Consider the following 16,831-nt stretch of genomic DNA (forward strand, 5'->3'; position numbering starts at 1 on the left):
GCACACCTCCCGTGCCGACGCCCCGGCGACAGCACCCCGTCACCCGTTCGGCCCCTCGGACTACGGCGAGTACCCGGCCGGCACCCGCCCAAGCTCCGCCTCTCCCTGATCACCGCGGGCGGAAGCGGGGCCGCGGACCTACGGTGGTCGAAGAGACGCAGGACGCCGAGCGGTACGCCGAGGAGGCAGTGATGGACGAGCACTTCGTGTGGGTGACCACGCGCCGCCTGCGGGCGGGCACCCTGGAGGACTTCCGGAGGGCATGGCAGCCGGAGCCCGCCCCCGAGGGCCTGCACCGCGCCTTCGCCTACTGGTCCGAGGACGGGCAGGAGATCACCGGCGTGTCCTTCTGGTCCTCCCGGGAGGACTGCGACGCGTGGCGCACCTCCGAGTCGGAGACCCGCCGGCGTGCGGCCATGGCGCCGTACGTCGTCGAGGAACGGGAGGGCTTCTACCGCGGCCGCGAACTCGGCGTCCCCGGGACCGACCAGTGACGGTGTCCGGCCCCGCGTCGCCGATGTGCGGATACCCTCACATATTGTGATGTGCGTCATAGTGGCTCTACTGTGAAGGCCACAGAGGTTGCCTCCCCGATGGGCCGAACGGCGGCGTGTGACCAGGCAGCCTCCAGGTGAGGGAAGTGGTCCTGGTGTCCGTCGCCTGGGACGACATCGGCGGACTCGTCGATGCTCACGAGCGCTTTCTGGCCGGCGCACGCGTCGAGGCGGATGTCCGTTCCTCGGTGCTCGACTCGTGGAAGCGCTGCCGGTCCGCCGGACTGGAGCCGCACCGCCTGCTGATCCCCTACACCCCGGACGTGACGCTGGGCGACCGGCTGCGCCGCGCCGCCGAACCGGTGCTCAGGAAACTCGCCGACTCCCTCTGCGACGTGAACATGGCCATCGTGCTGTGCGACGCCCGCGGGCGCATGGTCCAGCGGTACGTCGGCGACCGGCGGCTGCGCGACCGTCTGGACGAGGTGCGGTTCGCCCCCGGCTTCGACGCCTCCGAGCAGGCCGTCGGCACCAACGGGGTGGGCACCGCCCTGGCCGGCCGCACCCCGATCTACGTGGTCGGCCGTGAGCACTTCGCCGACTGTCTGCAGCCCTTCGCGTGCGCGGGCGCACCCGTACGCGACCCGCTGAGCGGACGCGTGGAGGCCGTCGTCGACCTCACCTGTCTGCGCGACGAAGGTGACCCCGCGATGCTGCGGCTGGTGCGCGAGGCCGTCCACACCATCGAGGCGCGACTGCTGGAGCACGCCACGGAACGCGAACGGGCGCTGCTCGCCGCGTACCGGCGGGCGAGCGGCGACACGGACGGCACGGCCGCGCACTGGCCGTCCCAGCCCGACCATCCCTCCCTGGACCACTGGTCCGGCTCCGACACCTCCGGCCTGGGCCGGATCGACCTGGCCGTCCTGCGGGAGCGGGCCGAGGAACTCCTCGCCGCACCCCACGGCACCTTCGACGAGGTGCCCCTGTCCAGCGGTCGTACGGCGACGCTGCTGCGCCGCCCGGTCGCCGGCCCCTCGGGCGAGCTGGGCGTCGTCGTCGAGGCGCGCGTCGTCGGTGACCTGCCACCGGCCCCCGTAGCCGTCACGCCCCCGGTGCGGACCGCCCCCACCGCCGCTCCGGCCGTCCCCCGGACAGCCGGGGCACCCCGTCGAGAACCGCGGCCGCCGACCGGCGGGCGCGACGACGCACAGGCCAAGGGCGCCGACGGCTGGCTGCTGCTCGTCGGCGAACCCGGCGTCGGACGGCTGGCCGTCCTGGCCCGCCGACGGCTGGAACTGCTGCACGACGCGAGCGTCCGGATCGGCACCGCCCTGGACGTCCCGCGTACCGCCGACGAGCTGACCGAGGTGACCGTCCCCCGGTTCGCCGACGTCGCCGCCGTCGACCTGCCGGACTCGGTCCTGCGCGGTGAGGAACCGGGCCGGCTCCTCGCCGACACACCGCTGCGCCGGATCGCGCTGCGCACCGTCCACCGGGAACCGTTCCTGTACGAGATCGGCGAGGCCGTCCAGTACGTCCCCGACACCCCGCAGGCCCGCTCCCTGGAATCCGGCCAGGCCGTCCTCGAACCCGTCCTGGCCGAGGCCGCGAGCTGGGTAGCCCAGGACCCGGTGGGCAGCGAGCGGGCCCTCGCGGCGGGCATCCACTCCCTGATCACCGTGCCGCTGCGCGCCCGCGGCGTCACCCTCGGCCTGGTGAGCTTCTACCGCTCCGGACAGCCCGCCCCCTTCGAGGACGACGACCTGTCCCTGGCCCAGGAACTGGCCGGCCGCGCGGCGATCTGCATCGACAACGCGCGCCGCTACACCCGCGAACACCACACGGCACTCGCCCTGCAACGCAGCCTGCTGCCCCGCGGCCGCCCCGAGCAGAGCGCCGTCGAGGTCGCCTGCCGCTACCTGCCCGCGCAGGCCGGAGTGGGCGGCGACTGGTTCGACGTCATCCCGCTGTCCGGCGCCCGTGTCGCCCTGGTCGTCGGCGACGTGGTCGGGCACGGACTGCACGCCGCCGCGACGATGGGCCGGCTGCGCACCGCCGTGCACAACTTCTGCTCCCTCGACCTGGCACCCGACGAGATCCTCACCCACCTCGACGACCTCGTCGGCCGGCTCGACCGGGGCGAGGGCTGGGCGGCGAAGAACGCCCCCGACTCCGGCATCGTCGGAGCCACCTGCCTGTACGCCGTCTACGACCCGGTCTCCCGGCACTGCACCCTCGCCCGAGCCGGGCACCTGCTGCCCGCCGTCGTCGGCCCCGACGGCACCGCGGACTTCGTGCAGCTGCCGTCGGGACCGCCCCTGGGACTCGGCGGCATGCCCTTCGAGACGGCCGAGCTGGAGCTCGCCGAGGGCAGCCAACTGGTGCTGTACACCGATGGGTTGATCGAGGACCGGCACCGGGACATCGACTCCGGCCTGGCCCGGCTGCGCGCCGTCCTGGCCCGCGCCGGCCGCCCGCCCGAGGACACCTGCGAGGCGGTACTCGAAGCACTCCTGCCGGCCCGGCCCAGCGACGACGTGGCTCTGCTCGTCGCCCGCACCCGCGCCCTGGGACCGGACCGGGTCGCCCAGTGGGACCTGCCCACCGACCCGGCGGTCGTCTCCGGTGTCCGCTCGGCGGTCACCGACCGGCTCGCCGACTGGGGCCTGGACGACCTGGCCTTCACCACCGAACTCGTCGTCAGCGAACTGGTCACCAACGCCATCCGCTACGCCTCCGGCCCCATCCAGCTGCGCCTGCTGCGCGACCGCGCCCTGATCTGCGAGGTCGGCGACGGCAGCGGCACCTCACCCCGGCTGCGCCGCGCCCGCACCGAGGACGAGGGCGGCCGCGGCCTCTTCCTCGTCGCCCAGCTCACCGAACGCTGGGGCACCCGTTACACCCCCCACGGCAAGATCATCTGGACCGAACAGCCCCTGCCCTGACCCGAACAGCCACTGCCCTGACCCGAACAGCCCCTGCCCTGAGACGACCGCTCCCGCCGCACGTCACGTCTGCTCGTCCGACTCGCCACGCGCCTTCGCCACCCGCCGCAGCCGGTGGTGACGCGCCGGACCCTGCCGGGTGACCACGTCCCCGACCATCGTCCGTACGACGTCCTGCAGCCCGTGCCACGGGTGGTGCCGGGCGGGCCCCGCACCCGGATCCTCCCGCAGCTCCTTCAGCAGCGACCAGCACAGCACCAGCATGACGGCCACGAACGGCAGCGCCACGAGGATCGTCGCCGTCTGCAGCGAGCTGAGCCCGCCCACCACCAGCAGCACCGCCGCCACCGACGCCATCAGCACGCCCCACATCACCACGAGCCACGACGGCGGGTGCAGCGAGCCCCGGCTGGTCAGCGAACCCATCACCAGCGACGCCGAGTCGGCACTGGTGACGAAGTAGGTCATGACCAGGACCATCGCCACGAACGACGTGACCGTGCCGATGGGCAGCGCGTCCAGCATCGTGAACAGCGACGCCTCCGCGCCCTCCTCCACCGCGCTCGCGAGATCCGCCTGCCCGGTCGACTGCAGCCGCAGCGCCGAGCCGCCCATCACACAGAACCAGACGACGGTCGCCCCGCTCGGCACCAGCAGCACACCGATGAGGAACTCGCGGATGGACCGGCCGTGCGAGATGCGCGCGATGAACGTCCCTACGAACGGCGCCCACGACAGCCACCAGGCCCAGTAGAAGATCGTCCAGGCGCCCAGCCAGTCATGGTCGGAGAAGGCACCGGTGCGGGTGGCCATCGGCAGCAGGTTCTGCAGATAGCCACCGACGGACGCCGGGATCGTGTCCAGGATGTAGACGGTCGGACCGAACAGGAAGACGAACACCATCAGACCCGCCGCGAGCACGATGTTCAGCGTCGACAGCCACTTGATGCCCCGGTGCAGCCCGGAGAAGGCGGAGACGACGAACGCCGCCGACAGGGCCGCGATGATGACCAGCTCCGTGTTGCGGGTGGCGTCCACCCCCACCGTGAGGTCCAGCCCCTTCGCGACCTGGAGCGCACCCAGTCCCAGACTCGTCGCCGTACCGAAGACGGTCGCGAAGACCGCGAGCAGATCGATCACCTTGCCCTGCCACGACGCGGCCCGCCGGGCCCCGATGAGCGGCACGAAGGCGGCGCTGAGCCGATTGCCGCGCCCCTTTCGGAAACCCGCGTACGCCAGGGCGAGGCCCGCGATCCCGTAGATCGCCCACGGGGTGAGCGTCCAGTGGAAGAACGAGTACTCCATCGCCGTACGCGCGGCCCCGGGCGACCGGGCCTCGGCACCGCTCGCCGGGGGCGGCGACAGATAGTGCGTGAGCGGCTCACCGACGCCGTAGAACATCAGACCGATACCCATGCCCGCGCTGAACATCATCGCGATCCAGGCGAGGTTGCCGAACTCCGGCTCGGCATCGTCCTTGCCCAGCCTGATCCGGCCGAACCGGCTGAACGCGATCACCAGGCACAGCACCAGGAACACGTCCGCCGCGACCACGAACAGCCAGCCGAAGTTGTTCAGGGCCCACGACAGACTCGTGGCGGACACGCTGTCGAAGTTGTCCTCGCCCAGCCAGGCCCACAGGACCACGGCCACGACGGCGGCCATCCCGACACCGACGAGGGCGTGGTCGGGTCCGCCCGCCACAGGAGCGCCGGTCGGTTCCGCCGGCTGAGGCTGTTCAATCGGTTCCCTGCTCATGAGGCCCCACTATGGTGGGAAATATCGTCGCAACTGGGCGTGGCGCGCCGCCTGACGCCCCGTAACCGGCCGTTCTGCGAGACCCGGGTACCGGACACCCGACGAGGTAATCCTGACGTACCGTCAGAGCCCGCGGCGGACACCGCGGCCGGGCTAGCCTCGGCACATGTTATTTAGTCGCAGTCATGACAAGGCTGACGCCCTGCCGCGGGACCCCCGAGCCGACGCCTACCCGATGCCGCCCGTGCCCCACGGGTGGTACGCCCTGCTCCGCAGCGCCGAGTTGAGACCGGGAAGGGTCGTCAGCCTGCACTACTTCGGGCGCGCCCTCATCGCCTTCCGCGGAACCGACGGCCGGCCGACCGTGCGGGACGCGCACTGCCCGCACTACGGCGCCCACCTCGGCGTCGGCGGCGCAGTCGTCGACGGCACCGTCCAATGCCCGTTCCACGGCTGGCGGTTCGGCACGGACGGCCGGTGCGTCGAGGCCCCGTTCGCCACCCGGACTCCGAAAGTGTCCCTCGGCGGCTTCCCGGTCCGCGAGCACAGCGGCCTCGTCTTCGCCTACGCCGGACCGGGCGAGCCGTCCTGGGAGGTGCCGGAGATCCCGGAGACCATGTCCCGGGACTTCGCCAGGCCGATCGACGACACCCGCCGAGCGCGCATCCACATCCAGGAGATGCGCGAGAACATCGTGGACGAGTCCCACTTCCACTTCATCCACGGCCAGAGCCAACCCCCCGTCCAGAACCTCGTCCCCGACGGTCCCTTCGCCGAGGTCCGCGGCCGGATCCGCCGCCGGGTCCTCGGCTGGGACATCGACAACACGTTCGACGCTTTCATGTATGGACCGGGCGTCATGGTGGTCCGTGCCCACGGCCCCGTCCTCTCGGTGACCGCCGTCGCCCTCACCACGCCCGTCGACGACCGCACCAGCGAGCTGCGGATGCTCTTCTACGTCCGCAAGCACTCCCGACTGCCGTTCCTCACCCCGGCCCTCAAGCTCGTCTTCCGCGCCGAAGCCCTGGGCGAGGTCCGCGAGGAGGTCCGTATCTGGGACCACAAGATCCACCAGCCGCGCCCGGTCCTGCTCCCGCACGAGAAGGGCATCAAGGCGCTGCGCCGCTGGTACGCCCAGTTCTATCCGTCCCACACGCCGGCCGAGCAGCCGCTGGAACTGCCGACGCACCAGGGAAGACCGGCGTGAAGCACTCCGGTCCCGACGTGCTCGCCCTCGCCGACGCACTCACCGGCGCGCAGTGAGATCGACGGCTTGGTCACGGGCCGGCTCACCCAGGCACCGTTCCGCACCGACCGCGCGTACGGCAAGGTGCTACGGCGGCTCTGCGCGGACCGGGTGAACGAACTCCTGGTCGGCGCCTTCGAGGTCGACGAGCCGGTGGACCAACAGCGGACTACTGCCGTCCCCGAGGGAGGCGGTCACCCCGACCGTCTCCCGGTGGATGCTGCCTCCCCGTGCCCCGCGCACGGACTGGGACCCCGCCTCCGACCACCAAGATCACCGCGTGCAGAATGACCGTATGCCGATATCGAACACGCCGATGACGACGACGATCGACGACGCACCCCTGCTCAGCGGCATCCTGGCCCGAGCCTTCGACGACGACCCGATGATGCGCTGGTTCTTCCCCGACGACGCGTCGCGCGAGGCGGCGCTGGGCCGCTACTTCGCCACGATCTTCGCCCGTCAGTACGTCCACCACGGTGTGTGCGAGCGCACCGAGGCGGCCGCCGCGTTCTGGGTGGCCCCGGAGGCACAGGCGAAGGCCGTACCCGACGCGGAAACCGTCCAGCAACTCCAGAACATCCTCGGCGACCGGGCCCCGCTGTTCGGGGCCGCCGTCGAGACGGCCGCCCGGCACACACCGCAGGAACCGCACTGGTACCTGGCCGTGATCGGCGCCGACCCGGCCGCCCAGGGCCAGGGACAGGGCGCGGCCCTGCTGCGCTCGGGACTGGCCAAGGCCGACGCGGCGGGCCGACCCGTCTATCTGGAGTCCTCCAAGCCCTCCAATGTGCCCTTCTACGAGCACTTCGGCTTCACCGTGCGCGAGGAACTACGGCTACCGGGGGAAGGGCCCACGCTGTGGGCCATGTGGCGCGAACCCGGGCAACGCGCCTAGCGACGCGGTGACGAGCCGGTCGGCGACCCACCGCGCCACACCGGCGCGGTGGGGGACCGGCAGAGCGAGGGCAAGGGCTCCTGCTCGCCGTCGGGACGGTCAGCGGCGCCGCAGCGACGGGTCGAGCAGCGCGGGCGGAGTGTCGTACTTCTCGTGCGCGGCCAGGTCGGTGCCGGGAGCGACGATGTCGTCGATCGCGTCGAGGACGTCGGCGGAGAGCACCGTGTCCGCGGCGGCGAGCTGGGCGTGCAGATGGTCCGTCGTGCGGGGGCCTATGAGCGCGCTGGTCACGCCGGGATGCGCGGTCACGAAACCGAGCGCTAGCTGAATCAGCGTCAGCCCGGCCTCGTCGGCGACCCCGGCCAGCCGCTCGACGGCGTCGAGCCTGGCCCGGTTGGCGGGCAGGGTGGTGTCGAAGCGTTCCGGCATGAACGCCGAGCGGCTGGTGGTGATGGCCCGGCCCTCGCGGACCGCCCCCGACAGCCAGCCGGACGCCAGCGGACTCCAGACGAGCACACCGAGCCCGTACTGCTCGGTCACCGGCAGGACATGAGCCTCGATCCCGCGCTGGAGGATCGAGTAGCTGGGCTGTTCGGTGACATAACGACCCAGGTGATGCTCACGGGCCGCCCACTGGGCCTGCACGATGCGGTAGGCGGGGAAGGTCGAGGAGCCGAAGTACCGGATCTTCCCGGCGCGTTGCAGATCGGTCAGGGCCGACAGCGTCTCCTCGTCACTCGTGTTCGGGTCCCACCGGTGGATCTGGTAGAGATCGATGTGGTCCACGCCGAGCCGGCGCAGACTGTCGTCCAGCGCGGTGACCAGCCAGCGGCGCGAACTGCCCCGGTGGTTGCGCTCGTCGCCCATCGGCATGTTCGCCTTCGTGGCCAGCACGATGTCGTCACGGCGTCCGGCGACGGCCTTGCCGACCATCTCCTCCGACTCACCGTCGCTGTACATGTCCGCGGTGTCGATGACGTTGATCCCGGCCTCAAGGGCGGCGTCCACGATGGCGGTCGCCTCCTCCTGGCTGGTGCGCCCGATCCGGCCGAAGTTCATCGCGCCGAGCGCGAGGGAGCTGACCTGCACACCGGTGCGGCCCAAGGTGCGGTACTGCATGACCGTGTTCCTCCGAAGTGGCTGAAGCGAGGGTGGCGACGCATGGTTGGTGACGGGTCCCGGCTCTGGCATCATGAGCAAACGGAACCTCGTTCCGTTTCGACGATACGGAACGGCGTTCCGCTTTGGCAAGCTCGGCACAGGCTCGGCACGAGCTCGGCACCAGAAGGAGTCGCACGGTGAGTGACAGCGGCGAGGGCGCGGGGCGCGCGACCCCGTCCCGGCGCAAGGACGCCCGGCGCAACAAGGAGGCCCTGCTCGACGCGGCGGCCACGGTCTTCGTCACATCGGGCGTGGACGCGCCGGTACGCGACATCGCGGCCGAGGCCGGCGTCGGAGTGGGCACGATCTACCGCCACTTCCCGACACGCGCGGATCTCATCATCGCCGTCTACCGGCACCAGGTCGACGCCTGCGCCGAGGCCGGCCCGGCCCTGCTCGCGAGCGCCGCCACCCCGTACGCCGCTCTGACGCAATGGATCGACCTCTTCGTCGACTTCCTCGTCACCAAGCACGGACTCGCCGGCGTCCTGCAGTCCGACAACGCCGGTTTCGACGCCCTGCACGCCTACTTCCTCGACCGCCTCGTGCCCGTCTGCGCCCAGCTGCTCGACGCCGCGTCCGCCGCCGGCGAGATCGGCTCCGGCATCGGCGCCTACGAACTCATGCGCGGCGTCGGCAACCTCTGCATCGGCGCGGACACCGACCCCCGCTACGACGCACGCCGACTGGTCGAACTCCTCGTCGCGGGGCTGAGCCGCCCCCACTAGGCCGTGACGCCCAAGTCACAAGCCCAGACAGACATCACGGGCGGCACTACCCACGGTCGGTAAAGTCCACGTCGAGGAACAGCAGCGGCCGACGCCCGTTGTCAGACACTCGTGTCATCCTCGGATCATGGCGCATTCAGACACGGTCGAAGAGCGGTACGAGGACGAGGAGTCGACCTCCACCCCGGCACCCACCACCCCCGCCGAGTGGGACCGCCTGATCGAGGAGTGGGACGGGATCCGGCACGGCTACTCCTACGGCGATGCGCCGAGCACGGTCATGGCATGCGCCCGCAATCTGCGGGCGAGCGTGGCGAACGGCGGACCGGACACCGCCCTGTGGACGCTCGGGCTGGTGCTGATAGGCCCGTACGTGATGTACGCCCGCCCGGACGCGGCGGCCGAGGCCCGCGTGCTGGAGGCGATGGGCGCGGTCGTAGGGGCGCTGGGGGATCAGCCCTGCGCCCATGCGGCCCACCCGTGCGACGACATGCCGCTCGACATGGAGCTGGACAACTTCCGTCATGTCCTGGAGATGCTGGCCCACCCGGAGCGGGACGCAGCGCATGAAGCGGACCTGGCCGATGACGACCTGTGGCCCGAGGAGGACTCGCAGCCCTGGTACGAAGCGCTGATGACGCGCGAGATATGGGCGTGCCCGCGGAATCTCGCCGGCTTCGCCCGCGCCTTCACCGAGTGAGGGGCGACCGGGTCACCGGCTCGCGGACCATGAACACGTCCACCGGACCCTCCGCCTCGACCCTGAATCGGTACCGCTCGTACAGCCGCTGGGCCGCACTGCCCTGCAGGCCGGGGTCCAGGTAGAAGTGCTCCGGACCTGCGGTCGGAAGTCGCGCGGCTCAGGAGCCCCCGGCTGATCCTGGTGATGCTGCTCGGCGCGCTGGTGAACGCGGCGACCTTCGGCAGCTTCACCTTCCTCGCCCCCGTCGTCACCGACACCGCCGGGCTGGACGAACTGTGGGTCCCCGGGGGCCCTGGTGCTGTTCGGCGCCGGTTCCCTCGCCGGTGTCACCGTCGCCGGACGTCTGTCCGACCAGCGGCCCGGCCTCGTGGTCGCAGCCGGCGGTCCGCTGCTGCTGATCGGCTGGCCGGCCCTGGCCGTCCTGGCCGGCGAGCCGGTCGCTCTGCTCGCCCTCGCCTTCGCGCAGGGCGCGCTGTCGTTCGCCCTGGGCAGCACCTTGATCAGGCGGGTCCTGTACGAGGCCGCGGGCGCCCCCACCCTGGCCGGCTCGTACGCCACCGCGGCCCTCAACCTCGGCGCCGCCATCGGACCGCTCGTCGCCGCGGCCACCCTCGACACGGCACTCGGGAACCTGGGCCCGCTCTGGACGAGCGGACTCCTCGTCCTGGCGGCACTGCTGGTCGCGCTCACCTTCCGAGAGGCTCTGACCGCTGCCGGTGTGTGATCGTCCGACGTGGCGGCGGCCGCTTCAGTGGCCCGGCTCGGCGTGCGCGCCGTGGTCGCCGAGCTGGGCCTCGAACCAGTCGTGCAGAGCGTCGACCAGTGCGGGATCGGTGGTGCTGTAGGTCAAGGTGGCGCCGTCGGCCCGGTCCGCGTAGCGCACCTGGACACGGTCGTATCCGTCCCGGAGTTCGGTGAGGCCCGGCATCTCGTCACCGTGGATCCGGGCGGGATCGCCGAAGTCCCCCCGGCCGAACGCCGCCGCCTCCTCACGCAGGTGAGCGCGTATCAGGCCGATCTGCTCGGTGTCACCGCGTCGGTCGGCCACGACATCCTGCACGCCGCCCGTCGCGGTGGGCGTGAAGCGGTGGGTGGTCTCCTCCAGGTCGAACGGCATCACGGTCCTGCCCCGCTCGGCCACCAGGTCCTGCCGCGCCGTCCCGCCTTCTCGAGGATCCGTGCGACCCCCGCCGACCGCCAGCACGACGGCGGTCACCGCCCCGACGGTCATCAGTCCCGCACCCGCCAGCAGAACCCGGCGCCTTCCCCTACTCATCCAATGCCTCCACCATCACGTCGAGGGCGTGCAGTACGCCCGCTCTCTCATGGGCCGGGATCGCGTCGAGCAGCCGGGAGAACCGCTCCCGTCGCGCTTCGGCGAGACCGCGCGCCGCCTGCCGCCCCGACGGGGTGAGTCGCAGCACGACGCCGCGTCCGTCGCCGGGAGCCGGGGCGCGCTCCAGCCAGCCGCGGGCCGACAGCTGTCCGACGAGCCGGCTCACGGTGCTCTTCTGCAACCGCAGTCGACGGGCGAGTTCGACCTGCCGCAGTTCCTCCTCCTGCGCCAGCTCGCTCAACGCATGCGCCTCGGACACCGAGATCGGCCGGCCGCACGGGGTTGTCTCCGGCTGATGCAAACCGAAGGCACGCACAAAACTCCCCAGCGCCTGCTGGAGCGCGACCGGGTCATCGGCCCTCTGATCCCTGGACATGGTTCGACAGTACAACCAGATGGTTCGATATCGCAACCATTTTCCAGGAGGGGAAACCGATTCACCCGGCGACTCGTCATGAAGAACGATGACGAGCGGATGGGGAGCCAGGTGGAGCGGGCGGGCAGTGGCGTGACGTCGGCGGTGCCCGCGAGGGCGCGCCTCCGGCCCGAACGGTGGCGCCCGGGCCGGCGGGGGACGGACGGTGCGAGGCGCCGGTGGATGAGGACGCGGGGGCGTGCGCTCGCCGCGATCGCGGTGCTGACGGGCGGGCTGCTCGCGTTCCCTCGGGCGGTGCCCAACTCCGTGGGCCGCCTGGGCAGCCTGCTGGAGGCGTTTCTGCCGTGGCTCGGCCTGGTGATCCCGGTCCTGCTCGGCCTGGCGCTGCTGCGCCGGTCGGTCACCGCCCTGCTGGCGCTGCTCCTGCCGGTGGCGGCCTGGACGCACGAGTTCGGTGGGCTGCTGCTGCCCGGGCCGCAGCCAGGCCCCCGGGACCTGGTCGTGGTGCAGCACAACGTCAGCGACGAGAACACCGACCCGACGGGCACCGCCCGCGCCCTGGCCGACGCCCGGCCCGATCTCATCTCCCTGCAGGAGCTGGTGCCCGCCGCACTGCCGGCCTACGAGAAGGCCCTCGCCCCCGACTACCCGCACCACGCGGTCCACGGCACCGTCGGCCTCTGGTCGAAGCACCCTCTCACCGATGCCCGCCCGCTGGACATCAAACCCGAAGGGATCCCCGGGCCCTGGAGCCGGGCGCTGCGCACCGTGGTCCGCACGCCGCACGGCGATATCGCGGCGTACGTCGCGCACCTGCCGTCCATCCGCATCCGGGCGAGCGGCCTCGCATCCGCCTGGCGCGACGAGAGCGCCCACCTGCTGGGCCAGGCCGTCGCCGACGAGCAGGCGAGCACGGTGATCCTGCTCGGCGACCTCAACGGCACCGTCGACGACCGCGGGCTGACCCCGCTCACCTCCCGGATGAACACGCCCGAGCGGGGCTTCGCCTTCAGCTTCCCCGCCGCCCTCCCGCTGGCCCGTATCGACCAGGTCATGGCCCGCTCGGCGACCGTCACCCACATCCACACCCTCCCCGCCACCGGCAGCGACCACCTGCCGGTCCAGGCCCGCATCGCCCTGCGCTGAGGGAGCGCCTCACCGGCACTCCACACGTCTCCCGCAGCAACGCAGGCCGCCCGCTCCACGGGATTCAGCCGCTCCAGGACCAGCAGCACGGCCAGCTCCAGCACCTCGCCGTGCTCCGCGCCGCTCTGCGGATCGCAACCGTGTCCACGGGCTACGACAGCCACGGCCCCACGTACGCCTCACGCCCCACCCGCGCCGACTGCGACACATTGACGACCAGACGCGTGGTGATCCTCGCCGGGAACGCCCCGCCGTCCAGCACCGCACTCCGGCCGGCGAAGAGCTGGGGACGCACCCACTGGAACGCGTCCGCCGCCCCGGTCAGCGAGTCGTCGGTGGGCGGCCGCCCGCTCAGTAGTTGCGCCACTCGTCCAGCACGTAGTCCAGCACCGCGGGATCCATCAGGGTGCTCGGCCGTACGTCCTGACGGCGCCGGTCGACGGGGAACACCGTCGCCGCCCTCAGCACCGCCTCGTCCAGGTACCGCAGCCGCGGCGCGTCCGGCGCCAGCCGCAGCGGCGGGGGAGTGCCGCCCGGCGCGGCCAGGACGAAACCCCAGTTGCCGAAGCTCGGCACATCGACCTGGAACTGGGTCGTCGCGTACCCCCCGGCCTCGATGGTCGCCGCGATCGACCAGTACGTCTTCGGGGCGAAGAACGGCGACCCGCTCTGCACCATCACCTTGCTCTGCGGCGTGAGCACCTGGCCGAGCAGATGGTAGAACTCCACCGAGTACAGCTTGGCCAGAGCCGCCGTGTCCGGGTCCGGGAAGTCGATGACCACCGCGTCGTACCGCTCCCGGGCGTCCCGCAGCCAGGTGAAGGCGTCCGCGTTCACCACCCGCACCCTCGGGTCGTCCAGCGCCTCGCCGTTGAGCTCCCGCAGCGGTCCGAAGCCGCGCGCCAGCCGGGTCATCGCCGGATCCAGCTCCACCAGCGTCACCTGCCGCACATCGTCGTAGCGCAGCACCTCACGCAGCGCGAGCCCGTCACCGCCGCCCATGATCAGCACACTGTCCCGGCGGCCCGACAGCGCGGGATGGACGAGCGACTCGTGGTAGCGGTACTCGTCGACGGAACTGAACTGCAGGTCGCCGTTGAGGAAGAGCCGCATGTCCGGGTCGCCGGTGAAGGCGGTGGAACGGGTGACGACGATCTCCTGGTACGGGCTGGTCTCGGCGTGGATGATCGGATCCCGGTACATCTGCTGCCGGGCGGTGACCTCCAGGTCGTCCGCCAGTACGTACGCCGTCCCGAGCACCGCCAGCACCGCCGTCACACCGGCCAGCAGGCCGCCCTGGACCCAACGCCGGGTCTGCCGACGGAAGATGAACAGCACCACGAGGACACCGGCCACCGCGTTGACCGCGCCGACCACCAGCGCGCCCTTCAACTGGCCGAACGTCGGCAGGAGCAGCAGTGGGAAGCACAGCCCGCCCACCAGCGCACCGATGTAGTCGACGGCGAACATGTCGGCGACGGCGCTGCCCGCCTCCTGACGCCGGATCCGCTGCAGCAGCGTCATCAGCAGCGGAATCTCCGCCCCGATCAGCAGACCGACCGCCAACGCGACCACGACCATCGCCGGCGTGTACAGCCGCAGCCAGGCGAACGCCGCGTACAGCATCAGCACCGACAGGCCGCCGACCAGCGCCAGCGCCCCCTCCACCAGCGCGAACGCCCCGACCGGACGGCGGCGCAGCGGCTTCGCGGCCAGCGAGCCGAGACCCATCGCGAACACCATCACGGAGATGACCACGGAGGTCTGCAACACGGAGTTGCCGATGAGATAGCTGCCCAGCGCGGTGAGGGCCAGCTCGTACACGAGCCCGCAGGCCGCGCACAGGAAGACCGAGAACAGCAGAAGGAAACGCGCCCCCCGGGTGTGCCGGACGGCCGGGGGGCGGGCGGGTGCCGCGGTGTCGCGGCCGGGCAGGACGGGTGTACTCATGAGGGGGGACGGGACGAACCGCTACGAGAGCGCCGCGCCGACCATGAACCCGGTGCCCAGGTACATGCCGGCCTGGACCCAGGCGGCGGGGTGCGGACGGCCGTCGCTGTCGTCGAGGACGACCGCGCCCATCTGGCCAGGGGTGAGCGCGCCGATCACGATGCCCACCAGGGTCATCACCAGCACCCCGGCGAGCCCGTACAGCAGCGTGCTCATCAGGCCGTGGCCCAGGCCCTTTTCGGACTCGCTCGCCCGGATGGCCTCCATGATGACCAGGCCCACCGCGATCGACTGGCTGCCCAGCAGCACGGCCGCGCCGCGGTTGCGGTCGGTCCACACCACATGGAAGAGCTTGCCGGGCGTGACGAGGTCGAGGGCGATGAAGCCGACGGCCATCACGGCGAGGCCCACGACTCCGTACAGCAGGGCCTGGCCGGTCGACTCGAAGATCTCGGTCACTGCGTTGCCTTTCTTCAGGGCGTGGTCGGGGGCGGGGTCAGCGCGGTCGGGGTGTCGTCAACGCGGGCACGTGGCCGTCCACGGCCGGTCACTTGCCCTCGCCGGGGCCGCCGCCGCGGAAGCTCTGGCTGTCCGGGTTGGGCCAGTGGCCGAGATGCTGGTGATGGCGGCGGTAGCCGTTGCGGTAGTCCTCGATCTCGATGAGGCTGCCGCTCCGGTACGGCGAGACGGTGACCATGTCGTCGCCGTACCGCAGGAACTGCGTGCGTCCGCCGGTGGCGCGGTCGAGCGCCCCGCGGTGGTCGTGGATCGCGTCGGCGACCGCGCTGGGGGAGCTGTCGGGGTCGAGCCAACCCGCCCCGCCCGAGGTGTACGTCTTGTTGATCCAGCCGCGCGGGACCGCGTTGTCCGAGTCGCTGGAGCAGGCCGTCAGCAGAACCACGGCCAAGGCCGGCGCCACCGCCGCACGGATGAGTCGGGTGCTCTTCATCGGGCCTCCAGCCGGGTGTGCGTCGATACGATCTGGCCGTTCTGCGGATACGTGTGCCAGGTGCGCCAGACCAGTCCGCCGCCGGGCGGCCCGCCGGCGACGAGCACCGCCGTCAGCGCCTCCGGGGAGCCCGGGAAGATCCCGCACAGGCTCTCCTCGTGGCCGGCGACCCGGCCGAGGATCCGCGCCACCCGTGCGCTGAACTCCGCGGCCGGCAGCCGGCGCGTGGTGGCGGTGAAGTCGTAGGTCCAGCCCGGCAGTTGCCGGGTGTGCGCGGCCGGCAGACCCTTGACCGCGCCCCGCAGGCACGCCACGGTCTCGCGTACGGGCCCGGCGAAGACCTGGTGCGACGCGCCGAGCAACCGCAGCCGCACGGCGAGCCCGCGCACGGTCACCTCACGCTCGGCGAGCGCCGGCCGCTCGCCGAGATCCAGCGAGAGGCAGAGCTGGTCCGCGTCCGTGTCCAGGTAGGGGGCGTCCAGGGAAATGGCGTGCACCCGGCTTCCCCCCGACTGGATTTGTGCTATGAGCGGCGCCGAGTATGACACATGTGGCGCGTGTGTTCTAAGCGGCGGGGTGGCGGAAGGCGCCTGGGCGGAGCGACCGGTGGTGACGACCTTGACCGACGCGAACCGAGGAGCACATCGTGCCCTGCGGAGCTCCACCCCTGGGCCACTGCTCGGGCGACGTTTCCGCTGCCGGGTAGTCCTACGTACGGGTGCTACGACCGCCCACGTTCCGGTGCTTCGACGCCCTGGTGCCCCGGTGGCTGTCCGGCGGCGGCGCCGCACCGGTTCCCGCCGAACCGGACGTCCACTTCGACCGGGTGGAACTCGACCAGCTCCCACGCATGGACGTGCCCTACTTCGTCCGCTCGCTGGACGGCGGGCCGGTACTGCGGGTCGAGCCGCCTCCCCGGCCGTTCGCCACGGCCCGGGTCGCGGCACGGCCGCAGCCCGAGGGCGGCTGGCCCCCGCTGCCGGCACTGCTCCAGGGCGAGAACCTCGAACTCGCCGGTCTGGGCGTGGCACTCCGGGACGTGGTGGAGCACGTGTTCGACGACGTGACCGAGCACATCGTCACCAATCCCGCGCTGGGCGTACGGCTGCATCTGCAGAGTCCGGCCGAGGGCCAGGTC

At 71.7% G+C, this 16,831-nt stretch carries 17 protein-coding genes and 2 pseudogenes; 8 read left to right on the forward strand and 11 right to left on the reverse strand.

Annotation, left to right across the window (positions count from 1 at the left end; translation table 11 throughout):
• Window positions 1–143: 143 nt before the first annotated feature.
• Window positions 144–494, forward strand: coding sequence for a hypothetical protein (locus ACH5AC_RS34645; RefSeq protein ID WP_398866281.1), 351 nt, complete (start codon window positions 144–146; stop codon window positions 492–494).
• Window positions 495–640: 146 nt separating this feature from the next.
• Window positions 641–3,442 (forward strand): SpoIIE family protein phosphatase, encoded by a 2,802-nt coding sequence (locus tag ACH5AC_RS34650; protein WP_398866326.1) that lies wholly within the window; start codon window positions 641–643, stop codon window positions 3,440–3,442.
• 63 nt (window positions 3,443–3,505) lie between these two features.
• Here ACH5AC_RS34650 and ACH5AC_RS34655 read toward each other — a convergent pair whose 3' ends face one another.
• The gene (locus tag ACH5AC_RS34655; RefSeq protein ID WP_398866282.1) at window positions 3,506–5,200 is read right to left on the reverse strand and encodes a BCCT family transporter; all 1,695 of its coding nucleotides are present in this window, start codon (window positions 5,198–5,200) and stop codon (window positions 3,506–3,508) included.
• A 235-nt stretch (window positions 5,201–5,435) separates the two neighbouring features.
• Between ACH5AC_RS34655 and ACH5AC_RS34660 the strand changes: the two genes are divergently transcribed.
• Window positions 5,436–6,407, forward strand: a complete 972-nt coding sequence (locus ACH5AC_RS34660; RefSeq protein WP_398866283.1) for a Rieske 2Fe-2S domain-containing protein — start codon at window positions 5,436–5,438, stop codon at window positions 6,405–6,407.
• 126 nt (window positions 6,408–6,533) lie between these two features.
• Here the strand turns inward: ACH5AC_RS34660 and ACH5AC_RS34665 are convergent, their stop codons facing one another.
• Window positions 6,534–6,689: a hypothetical protein gene (locus tag ACH5AC_RS34665; RefSeq protein ID WP_398866284.1), complete on the reverse strand. Its 156-nt coding sequence runs from the start codon at window positions 6,687–6,689 to the stop codon at window positions 6,534–6,536.
• 52 nt (window positions 6,690–6,741) lie between these two features.
• Here ACH5AC_RS34665 and ACH5AC_RS34670 point away from each other — a divergent pair, with 52 nt between their 5' ends.
• Window positions 6,742–7,344, forward strand: a complete 603-nt coding sequence (locus ACH5AC_RS34670; protein ID WP_398866285.1) for a GNAT family N-acetyltransferase — start codon at window positions 6,742–6,744, stop codon at window positions 7,342–7,344.
• Between the two features lie 99 nt (window positions 7,345–7,443).
• Here the strand turns inward: ACH5AC_RS34670 and ACH5AC_RS34675 are convergent, their stop codons facing one another.
• Entirely contained in the window at window positions 7,444–8,463 is a 1,020-nt protein-coding gene (locus ACH5AC_RS34675) for an aldo/keto reductase (protein ID WP_398866286.1), read from the reverse strand.
• A 179-nt stretch (window positions 8,464–8,642) separates the two neighbouring features.
• Between ACH5AC_RS34675 and ACH5AC_RS34680 the strand changes: the two genes are divergently transcribed.
• The 3 genes and pseudogenes from ACH5AC_RS34680 to ACH5AC_RS34690 all read left to right on the forward strand — a co-directional run.
• Window positions 8,643–9,233 (forward strand): TetR/AcrR family transcriptional regulator, encoded by a 591-nt coding sequence (locus tag ACH5AC_RS34680; protein ID WP_398866287.1) that lies wholly within the window; start codon window positions 8,643–8,645, stop codon window positions 9,231–9,233.
• 127 nt (window positions 9,234–9,360) lie between these two features.
• Window positions 9,361–9,933, forward strand: coding sequence for a hypothetical protein (locus ACH5AC_RS34685; RefSeq protein WP_398866288.1), 573 nt, complete (start codon window positions 9,361–9,363; stop codon window positions 9,931–9,933).
• 102 nt (window positions 9,934–10,035) lie between these two features.
• Window positions 10,036–10,660: pseudogene (locus tag ACH5AC_RS34690) on the forward strand (Cmx/CmrA family chloramphenicol efflux MFS transporter); the annotation flags it as partial.
• 24 nt (window positions 10,661–10,684) lie between these two features.
• Here the strand turns inward: ACH5AC_RS34690 and ACH5AC_RS34695 are convergent.
• Together ACH5AC_RS34695 and ACH5AC_RS34700 are read right to left on the reverse strand one after the other, a co-directional pair.
• Entirely contained in the window at window positions 10,685–11,212 is a 528-nt protein-coding gene (locus tag ACH5AC_RS34695) for an aspartate carbamoyltransferase (protein WP_398866289.1), read from the reverse strand.
• Window positions 11,205–11,648, reverse strand: coding sequence for a MarR family winged helix-turn-helix transcriptional regulator (locus ACH5AC_RS34700; protein WP_398866290.1), 444 nt, complete (start codon window positions 11,646–11,648; stop codon window positions 11,205–11,207). The genes ACH5AC_RS34695 and ACH5AC_RS34700 overlap by 8 nt, the downstream gene beginning before the upstream one ends.
• 222 nt (window positions 11,649–11,870) lie before the next feature.
• Here ACH5AC_RS34700 and ACH5AC_RS34705 point away from each other — a divergent pair, with 222 nt between their 5' ends.
• Window positions 11,871–12,794, forward strand: coding sequence for an endonuclease/exonuclease/phosphatase family protein (locus tag ACH5AC_RS34705; protein ID WP_398866291.1), 924 nt, complete (start codon window positions 11,871–11,873; stop codon window positions 12,792–12,794).
• A 38-nt stretch (window positions 12,795–12,832) separates the two neighbouring features.
• Here the strand turns inward: ACH5AC_RS34705 and ACH5AC_RS34710 are convergent.
• The 6 genes and pseudogenes from ACH5AC_RS34710 to ACH5AC_RS34735 form a co-directional block, all read right to left on the reverse strand.
• Window positions 12,833–13,089: pseudogene (locus tag ACH5AC_RS34710) on the reverse strand (RNA polymerase subunit sigma-24); the annotation flags it as partial.
• Window positions 13,090–13,145: 56 nt separating this feature from the next.
• Entirely contained in the window at window positions 13,146–14,744 is a 1,599-nt protein-coding gene (locus ACH5AC_RS34715) for a polyamine aminopropyltransferase (protein ID WP_398866292.1), read from the reverse strand.
• Between the two features lie 21 nt (window positions 14,745–14,765).
• Window positions 14,766–15,203, reverse strand: coding sequence for a DUF350 domain-containing protein (locus ACH5AC_RS34720; protein WP_398866293.1), 438 nt, complete (start codon window positions 15,201–15,203; stop codon window positions 14,766–14,768).
• 88 nt (window positions 15,204–15,291) lie between these two features.
• The gene (locus ACH5AC_RS34725; protein WP_398866294.1) at window positions 15,292–15,693 is read right to left on the reverse strand and encodes a DUF4247 domain-containing protein; all 402 of its coding nucleotides are present in this window, start codon (window positions 15,691–15,693) and stop codon (window positions 15,292–15,294) included.
• On the reverse strand, window positions 15,690–16,190 hold the full coding sequence (locus ACH5AC_RS34730; protein WP_398866295.1) for a DUF2617 family protein: 501 nt from the start codon (window positions 16,188–16,190) through the stop codon (window positions 15,690–15,692). Before ACH5AC_RS34730 ends, ACH5AC_RS34725 begins: the two co-directional genes overlap by 4 nt.
• 224 nt (window positions 16,191–16,414) lie before the next feature.
• Entirely contained in the window at window positions 16,415–16,804 is a 390-nt protein-coding gene (locus ACH5AC_RS34735; protein ID WP_398866296.1) for a hypothetical protein, read from the reverse strand.
• Window positions 16,805–16,831: the final 27 nt, after the last annotated feature.

Origin of the sequence: Streptomyces sp. NPDC018693 (genome assembly GCF_044391385.1) — a bacterium.
Classification (GTDB): Bacteria; Actinomycetota; Actinomycetes; order Streptomycetales; family Streptomycetaceae; genus Streptomyces.

Excerpts from the sequence above, each read along its gene's own strand:
- ACH5AC_RS34655 (WP_398866282.1), bottom strand. The coding sequence starts at position 5,200 with ATGAGCAGGGAACCGATTGAACAGCCTCAGCCGGCGGAACCGACCGGC.
- ACH5AC_RS34660 (WP_398866283.1), top strand. The coding sequence starts at position 5,436 with ATGCCGCCCGTGCCCCACGGGTGGTACGCCCTGCTCCGCAGCGCCGAG.
- ACH5AC_RS34670 (WP_398866285.1), top strand. The coding sequence starts at position 6,742 with ATGCCGATATCGAACACGCCGATGACGACGACGATCGACGACGCACCC.
- ACH5AC_RS34675 (WP_398866286.1), bottom strand. The coding sequence starts at position 8,463 with ATGCAGTACCGCACCTTGGGCCGCACCGGTGTGCAGGTCAGCTCCCTC.
- ACH5AC_RS34685 (WP_398866288.1), top strand. The coding sequence starts at position 9,361 with ATGGCGCATTCAGACACGGTCGAAGAGCGGTACGAGGACGAGGAGTCG.
- ACH5AC_RS34695 (WP_398866289.1), bottom strand. The coding sequence starts at position 11,212 with ATGAGTAGGGGAAGGCGCCGGGTTCTGCTGGCGGGTGCGGGACTGATG.
- ACH5AC_RS34700 (WP_398866290.1), bottom strand. The coding sequence starts at position 11,648 with ATGTCCAGGGATCAGAGGGCCGATGACCCGGTCGCGCTCCAGCAGGCG.
- ACH5AC_RS34705 (WP_398866291.1), top strand. The coding sequence starts at position 11,871 with ATGAGGACGCGGGGGCGTGCGCTCGCCGCGATCGCGGTGCTGACGGGC.
- ACH5AC_RS34715 (WP_398866292.1), bottom strand. The coding sequence starts at position 14,744 with ATGAGTACACCCGTCCTGCCCGGCCGCGACACCGCGGCACCCGCCCGC.
- ACH5AC_RS34725 (WP_398866294.1), bottom strand. The coding sequence starts at position 15,693 with ATGAAGAGCACCCGACTCATCCGTGCGGCGGTGGCGCCGGCCTTGGCC.
- ACH5AC_RS34735 (WP_398866296.1), bottom strand. The coding sequence starts at position 16,804 with ATGCAGCCGTACGCCCAGCGCGGGATTGGTGACGATGTGCTCGGTCAC.